The organism is Marinobacter sp. C1S70, assembly GCF_000475355.1.
Classification (GTDB): Bacteria; Pseudomonadota; Gammaproteobacteria; order Pseudomonadales; family Oleiphilaceae; genus Marinobacter; species Marinobacter nauticus.
The window spans coordinates 23088-29329 of sequence record NZ_AXBW01000050.1 but is presented as its reverse complement, the minus strand read 5'-3'; the positions used below and the strand labels follow the sequence as shown (position 1 = coordinate 29329).

Sequence of the window (6242 nt, the reverse complement as noted above, 5' to 3'; positions counted from 1 at the left end):
CGATGGGCCGGAATATGCAAACGCCAGACCAACGATACCACAGTTGCCTCGAAACGCCCCCTGGACATAAACGCCGCGATCCTCTTGCCGAACCCGTTTTATTGCCCAGAACCAGACCAGGGCAAAACTGGCCAGGGTCGCCAGGAAGTAGAACGCCAGCATGCTGATGCTGAGGGTGGTATCCAGATCGGCTCTGATGATGCTCAGGAATACCAGGGTGGGGAGTGTGGCCTTGAAAACCAGGGCAGAGGCGGTGGCGATGAAGCCCTGATCAATCCAGCCAATGCGCCGAAGGCCGATGCCGATAAAGACCATGGCGAATACCGGCAGCGTGGTCTCCAGCGTATACAGAAAGGTATCAAGAAGACTGCTCAATGTGTGGTCCTGAAGTCAGAGAATTCCTGAGTGGCCGGCAGTTCCTGGGCTGACACCTCATCGACCACAGCACGTTCCGGGCCTTCGTGACACCATTCATGCAGTGCCTTGAGCTGGAGTGGCTCGCCCTCTGCCATAATTTCGACCCGGCCGTCGGGTAAATTTCGTACCCAGCCTTTCACGCCCAGTTCCCGGGCTTTCTGTTCGGTGGATGCCCGGTAGTAAACGCCTTGGACTTTGCCGCTTACCAGCAAGTGCCAGCGATTGATGGTCATCGTGTTCCTCCTTGCGTTGATTGCAAGCAAAAAGGCCTCCGCAAGGGAGGCCTGTGATACCGCATTATAACGCCTGTCAGTCGAATGTTCTCGACCGCACTGAGTCTGGCTTCAGGAAAGGCTTGTCTCCGGTGTTGTCGTGGTCACCCAGTAACTTGCCATCGGATTCCCGAACCTGACCATACATGGAATGTTTGTGGAAGGTGGGGCCGAATTTTTCAGCGGTTTCCTTCACATCGCCCGTGTAGCGCGGATCTTGTGGTCGCTCCTGGCTGTCCATGTAGAAGGCGATATCCCAGGCTTCCTGATCGGTCAGGGAGTTGGGCTGCCCCAATGGCATGTTGTTCTTGATAAAGCCAGCTGCGGTATGCAGGCGCACAATACCAGCCCCCCAGTTGTTGGACATATCTCCCCAGGGGGCCGGGAATACTGTGTGGCCGTCGATACGCAGGCCTGTCCCATCTTCAGCGTGGCACACCGCGCAGTTTTCCTGATATAGCTTTTCACCGTTGGTGTAGCTCAGTTCAGCCGGCCGCTCGGGCGCCGGGAAACCCCGGCCATAGATGGGCTGTTTGGGGTACATCTCCACACCTGTCGCCAACCACTGATGGTAGGCAGACAGTGCCAGCATATCGTCACTGCCGTACTCCAGCGGCTTGCCGTTCATGGAATAGGTGAAGCAGCCTGCAATCCGTTCCTCCAGGTTGTTTACATGGCCGTTCTTGCCGCGATAGCCGGGCAGGGTGACGGCAGCCGGCCAGATAGGCGCGCTGAAAGGCATCCGGCCTTCGCCCAGATGGCAGCTGGAACAGTTCATATTGTTGAACACGTTCTTGCCACGCAGTTGCTGGGTGTTGGTGAACAGGTCATAGCCCCTGCGGATAACCTTTTTCAGTTCCGGATGGATGTCGGCTTCTTCCAGGTCTGCCATGGACGGCGGAATGTGTACCAGTTGGTTTTCGTTCGGGGCAGGAAAGCCCATGGCGGTGAGCTGATCGATGTAGGCCTGGGTTCTGTCGTCATTGGCCGCAGCGGTTATCGGAAGTATTACGCAGCCGGAGAGGGCGATGGTTAGCAGTGTGCGCATCATGATCTTTGTCCCTCAGTTGTTGGGGGTGTTCTGGTTGGCAAGCCAGACGGCGACCGCGTGAATGTCGGTATCGCTCATACGGCGTGCAATGGAGCCCATAAGATCCTGGGGATCGTTCTTGCGGGTACCTTCCTTCCAGGCTTTCAGTTGTGCCTCGATGTAACCCGCGTGCTGGCCTGCAATGCCGGGAAATACGTCGCCAGCACCCTGGTTCCCGGGGCCGTGGCAGCTTTTGCAGGAAACAACGTATTGGGACCAGTCGCCACGCTGAGCCAATTGTTCGCCCCTGGTCAGAAGTGCTTCATCGGCTTTTTGGCCGCCTTCACCAGCGGTGGGTTCAAGCTGGCTGTAGTAGGCCGCAACGTCGGCAATCTTTTGATCGTCCAGCATGTTGACGAAAGGCATCATGGTGGGGCTGGTCCGGGAGCCATCTTTGATGTCATGCAACTGTTTGGCCAAATAGGTGGCATTCAGCCCGGCCAGCCTGGGCCAGGATTCTCCACCTTCGATGTGTTTGCCGCTGCCATCGGCCTGGTGGCACGCTACGCAGAGGTTGGCGACCTCCTTGCCGTTTTGTGGGTCGCCAGATACCGCAGCAGATGCACTACCTGCCGTGGTGGCCAGCCCGATTGCGGCCAGTATCACTGGGAGTTTGCTCACGGTCGATTGTCTCTCTCTTGTTCTGAATAAGTACGCTTTAGCACTGATGGTTATGTGCTTATAGCCGTAGTGTGGCCTCAATTCTTGCTTGACGAAGGTCAATAATGCAAGGGAACCCCTCCGAAAGGCGAAGATGGAGATGCACATTTCGGGATTTTCGTTTACTGTCCTATTCAAAGAATGGCATCAAAGAGCCATCCTGCAAACGAATGAACAGGGACAACTATGGCGACCGTCAATCCATCTCAGGAAGAGTTACAGAAGATTCTTGATGAAATCCCCAAAGATCAGCCTGTTGTGATGCTGAATCTGCTTCGGTTCAGGGACAAGGCTGCATACAAGGATGACAGCGAAGACTGTTCCGGAAGGGATGCTTACAAGCGTTATATGACAGAGGCTGCCCGCAGTGTCTCGGAAGTTGGTGCCGAGGTGATCTGGTCTGGCCGTTCCGTCGGTTCGCTGATTGCGCCGCCGGATGAATCCTGGGATCAGGTGCTGCTGGTCCGCTACCCCTCCATTAACGCGTTTCTGGCGATGATTGAAAGCCCGGAATACAAGGGCGTGGTGAAGCACCGCACGGCCGCGCTGGAAGATTCCCGGCTGGTGGCCAATGTTGAGGGCACCCCCTGATTTTCGGGTGCCTTACAGAATGCCTGATTGCTGAATGGCCATGTAGGCTGCAGTGCCGGCCGCGATAGAAAGCAGCGCGTTTCTGCGCCACAGGTGAACGGCAACCACCAGTAATCCGGGTATCAGCGCATCTGCGCCAGGTGCCTGTGCCTGCCAGTCCGCAGACCTCTGCAAAAATACTGTGGCCAGTAATGCCATCACGGCTGCGGGCAGGAAGCGCCCGATGTGTTTCACCAGAGGATGGTCCGTGTGTTTTTCAAAGAACAGGAACGGCACCACCCGGGTCGCAAACGTGGCCAGTGCGGAGATGGCAATAAACGCCGCCAGGTAGCTGCTTTCACCCACGATCTGCTTCTCCTGCCATAGTGTCGGTGCGGTATTTCCGGTAGTGCAGAAGAAGCACTGCAGTAACCAGTACAATGCCTGCTATCAGTTGATGGGTTGCCGGCACCAGCATCATGGCAAACGCAGCTGCCGCCGCCCCCGCCCACACCGGAAACGAATCCCCCAATGCTTTCAATTGTTCGATGGTGAGCACAATAAACAGCGCCACGAGTGCAAACTCAATGCCGGTACTGTTGAAGGCGACAGTCTTGCCGAGTACCGCACCCAAGGTGCATCCGACAATCCAGTAGCCCTGGTTCATGGCCGTGATCCGGAAGTCCACATGCTGTTCCTGTTCGCGATTGGCCGAACGGGGGCGGCTGGTGAGCAGGGAATAGGTTTCATCGGTCAAACCGAAAATCAGATACGCCTTACGCCAGCCGGCGCCACGGAATTGTCCCAGCAGCGACAACCCATAGAAGAGATGTCGAGCGTTCAGTACGAACATGGCAACGGCCACCTCAACCAGTCCGGCGTTGGCAGCCAGCAGGCTGACCGCCAGAATCTGGCCGGCACCGGCGTAGATAACCAGGCCCATCAGGGGGGCAATCCACCAGGGATAATCCAGTTGCGTGGTAAACAGCACACCGAAGGCCATACCAAGGGGGATGTAGCCAAATAAAATCGGCAGAGTGAGTTTGAAAGCGTGGTGATTCATTAGCATCCGAACGGAAATAAAAGAGCGATGATAGTGATTTAGCAGTTATTTTTGAAGATCGCCAAACGTAGTATCGAAAAAATGACGCAAGCAAATACATAAAAGTGTCATAAAACGGGCATACCCTCCGACCGGGTACACCTGATCGGAGTTTTTATGCTGACCACTGTTCGCGCCAGAATCCTGGCGTTTGCGTTGCTGTCGGTGGCTGCTGTTGCCGGCCTCACGTTCATTGCCTGGATGATCATAGCGAAAGCCGAGCATACCTCGCAGGCACTGGTTGGAGAGAGTCTCGAGCAATCCTGGATGCTGGTTGATCTGGAGCAGGACCATCGACTGCTGCAGGATCTGGCTTACAAGATCAAGGCACAGCTTTTACTGTGGGACGAAATCGATCCTTTGTTCACCGAGTTGGAGCGCTCAATTCCCCGGCACTGGCAGAGGATTCAGGAGAATCCCGGGTTAGGCACCTGGTCACGGGACAATCGCGAGCAATATGACCGGGTCGTGGCGCTGATGGCGGACATGAAACAGGGAATAGGCCAGCGCAGCTACTATGAAGTGGGAAAAATCGTCGATTTTCAACTGTTCCAAGCGTTGGAGCCCATGCTGACGGCGATAACTGAGCGCCAGAGAGCCAGTCGCGATGGCGTTACTGCGAGCGCATCGGAACTGTTGCATTATCTGGCAGACCAGCAGAGGTTCCTGCTTGGTGGCGCCCTGGTCTTTCTTGCGTTGGTCGCGGCGATGACGCTCTGGCTACGGACTTCGGTGATCCTTCGCTTGCAGGCCATGGCCCGGGATGTGTCGGCCATGGAGCAGAACGCTGATCTAACCAAGATCCTCGCGGTAAAAGGTCGTGACGAGGTTGCCGGCGTGGCCGGAGCTATTGAGCAACTGGTCCGGCGCTTTGAGGTGTTTGTTGAGGATGTTCGGTCAGCGGCTTCAGGCCTTGATGCACGCTCTGCCAGCCTGGATAGCGGAGCGGAAGCACTGCAGCAAACTTCCGAAAGCACTCGTCGCCAGATTTCCGATGTCGCTCAGTCTATGGCTTCCATCGCGGATCAGGCGTCACAGATCGAACAGGCCACCGAGCACTCTGCAGCAACGGTGATGCATGCAGTCAATGCCAACAGCGAAGTCCGTGAGGGGCTGGCTAACAGTGAGAAAGGCGCTGACCACACGGTTGAGGTGATTGGACGGGTTTCTGAGTCGATCACCGCGTTGATAGACGCAACCGGAAAAATCGAGCAAGTCACCGGCGTGATCGCCGATATTGCCGAGCAGACCAACCTTCTGGCCCTGAATGCGGCGATTGAAGCAGCCAGGGCGGGCGAACACGGCCGGGGATTTGCCGTGGTGGCAGACGAGGTACGCACGCTTTCGCGTCGGACCTCGGAATCCACCGCCAATATTCGCCAGTGGGTGCAGGACCTTGTCGTGGGTGCAAACAACGCAGACTCACTGTTGGAAGATATGGCGGGCGCTGGCGAAATGAATCGCGCTAATCTGCATGCCCTGAGAGCGCACCTGGAAGGTCTGGCGGCTCAGTTTCATGAGCTGCAGCGTCAGAGTGAGAGTGTGCAGGGTGCGGTTGCCTTGCAGCGGGGTGAAATCGCGAGAGTGGGGCGTCGTGCGGAGGCTCTCGGTGAGAGTGCTGAGACCCTGACTCTGAATGTGGAGGATACCCGCCTTGTCAGTGAAGCGCTTAGGCAGGAATCGGTGGGCATGAAGCAGCTCATTGCCCGTTTCCGCACCCGCTCTCCAGAAACGTGATGATGTGTCTTCATCTGCGGGGGTTCTTGTCTGGCTCATAAAACCGTAACATACAGCGACTGACTGGAGGTTCTATGAGTAACGATGCAGTGCAGCCTTCCGATCCGGACCCGCGAGAAGAAAAATTTGTAGTAGACACGGGTTTGCTTACGGCTGATCAGCTCGAGGGCCTGGCCGAGGAATACTGCACCCGTTATCACGGGTTGAATGACACCGAAAGTCCTCTGGCAGAGCGGGAGCGCGTACTTGAAGCTGTGCGTAGGGGAGAACTGGTGGTCTGGTTCGATCCGGTTGAGAACACCGCCGGCCTGGGCTCCCCTTCCGGCAATAGTCTGTGATCAAGGTGCCCATTTTGGCAGCTTTTTTTCATGCCGCCTACCGGCTGACGCTGCTA

9 protein-coding genes are annotated in these 6242 nt (G+C 56.5%); 3 read left to right on the top strand and 6 right to left on the bottom strand.

What is annotated here, in order from left to right; genetic code table 11:
* The 4 genes from Q669_RS14070 to Q669_RS14055 all read right to left on the bottom strand — a co-directional run.
* Positions 1-375 (bottom strand): AEC family transporter (locus Q669_RS14070; RefSeq protein ID WP_022992767.1); only part of this gene is annotated, 375 nt, incomplete at its 3' end.
* Positions 372-650: an acylphosphatase gene (locus Q669_RS14065; protein WP_022992766.1), complete on the bottom strand. Its 279-nt coding sequence runs from the start codon at positions 648-650 to the stop codon at positions 372-374. The genes Q669_RS14065 and Q669_RS14070, both read right to left, overlap by 4 nt.
* A 76-nt stretch (positions 651-726) precedes the next feature.
* A complete protein-coding gene (locus Q669_RS14060; protein ID WP_022992765.1) occupies positions 727-1740 on the bottom strand; it encodes a c-type cytochrome in 1014 nt (337 codons plus the stop codon).
* A gap of 12 nt (positions 1741-1752) precedes the next feature.
* Positions 1753-2400 (bottom strand): c-type cytochrome, encoded by a 648-nt coding sequence (locus Q669_RS14055; RefSeq protein WP_031211269.1) that lies wholly within the window; start codon positions 2398-2400, stop codon positions 1753-1755.
* 225 nt (positions 2401-2625) lie between these two features.
* Here Q669_RS14055 and Q669_RS14050 point away from each other — a divergent pair, with 225 nt between their 5' ends.
* Positions 2626-3030, top strand: a complete 405-nt coding sequence (locus Q669_RS14050; protein WP_011784694.1) for a DUF1330 domain-containing protein — start codon at positions 2626-2628, stop codon at positions 3028-3030.
* Positions 3031-3042: 12 nt separating this feature from the next.
* On the opposite strand, the gene Q669_RS14045 is transcribed toward Q669_RS14050, so the two are convergent.
* Both Q669_RS14045 and Q669_RS14040 read right to left on the bottom strand, forming a co-directional pair.
* Positions 3043-3375: a branched-chain amino acid transporter permease gene (locus Q669_RS14045; protein WP_022992763.1), complete on the bottom strand. Its 333-nt coding sequence runs from the start codon at positions 3373-3375 to the stop codon at positions 3043-3045.
* Positions 3368-4072 carry an AzlC family ABC transporter permease gene (locus tag Q669_RS14040; protein WP_022992762.1) on the bottom strand — a complete coding sequence of 235 codons (705 nt, stop codon included), beginning with the start codon at positions 4070-4072 and terminating at the stop codon, positions 3368-3370. The genes Q669_RS14045 and Q669_RS14040 overlap by 8 nt, the downstream gene beginning before the upstream one ends.
* A 156-nt stretch (positions 4073-4228) precedes the next feature.
* Between Q669_RS14040 and Q669_RS14035 the strand changes: the two genes are divergently transcribed.
* Complete coding sequence (locus Q669_RS14035; RefSeq protein ID WP_022992761.1) at positions 4229-5848, top strand: methyl-accepting chemotaxis protein; 1620 nt, start codon at positions 4229-4231, stop codon at positions 5846-5848.
* Positions 5849-5922: 74 nt separating this feature from the next.
* Positions 5923-6186 carry a hypothetical protein gene (locus Q669_RS14030; protein WP_014421676.1) on the top strand — a complete coding sequence of 88 codons (264 nt, stop codon included), beginning with the start codon at positions 5923-5925 and terminating at the stop codon, positions 6184-6186.
* The last annotated feature ends 56 nt before the right edge of the window (positions 6187-6242 follow it).

Excerpts from the sequence above, each read along its gene's own strand:
- Q669_RS14065 (WP_022992766.1), bottom strand. The coding sequence starts at position 650 with ATGACCATCAATCGCTGGCACTTGCTGGTAAGCGGCAAAGTCCAAGGC.
- Q669_RS14060 (WP_022992765.1), bottom strand. The coding sequence starts at position 1,740 with ATGATGCGCACACTGCTAACCATCGCCCTCTCCGGCTGCGTAATACTT.
- Q669_RS14050 (WP_011784694.1), top strand. The coding sequence starts at position 2,626 with ATGGCGACCGTCAATCCATCTCAGGAAGAGTTACAGAAGATTCTTGAT.
- Q669_RS14040 (WP_022992762.1), bottom strand. The coding sequence starts at position 4,072 with ATGAATCACCACGCTTTCAAACTCACTCTGCCGATTTTATTTGGCTAC.
- Q669_RS14035 (WP_022992761.1), top strand. The coding sequence starts at position 4,229 with ATGCTGACCACTGTTCGCGCCAGAATCCTGGCGTTTGCGTTGCTGTCG.
- Q669_RS14030 (WP_014421676.1), top strand. The coding sequence starts at position 5,923 with ATGAGTAACGATGCAGTGCAGCCTTCCGATCCGGACCCGCGAGAAGAA.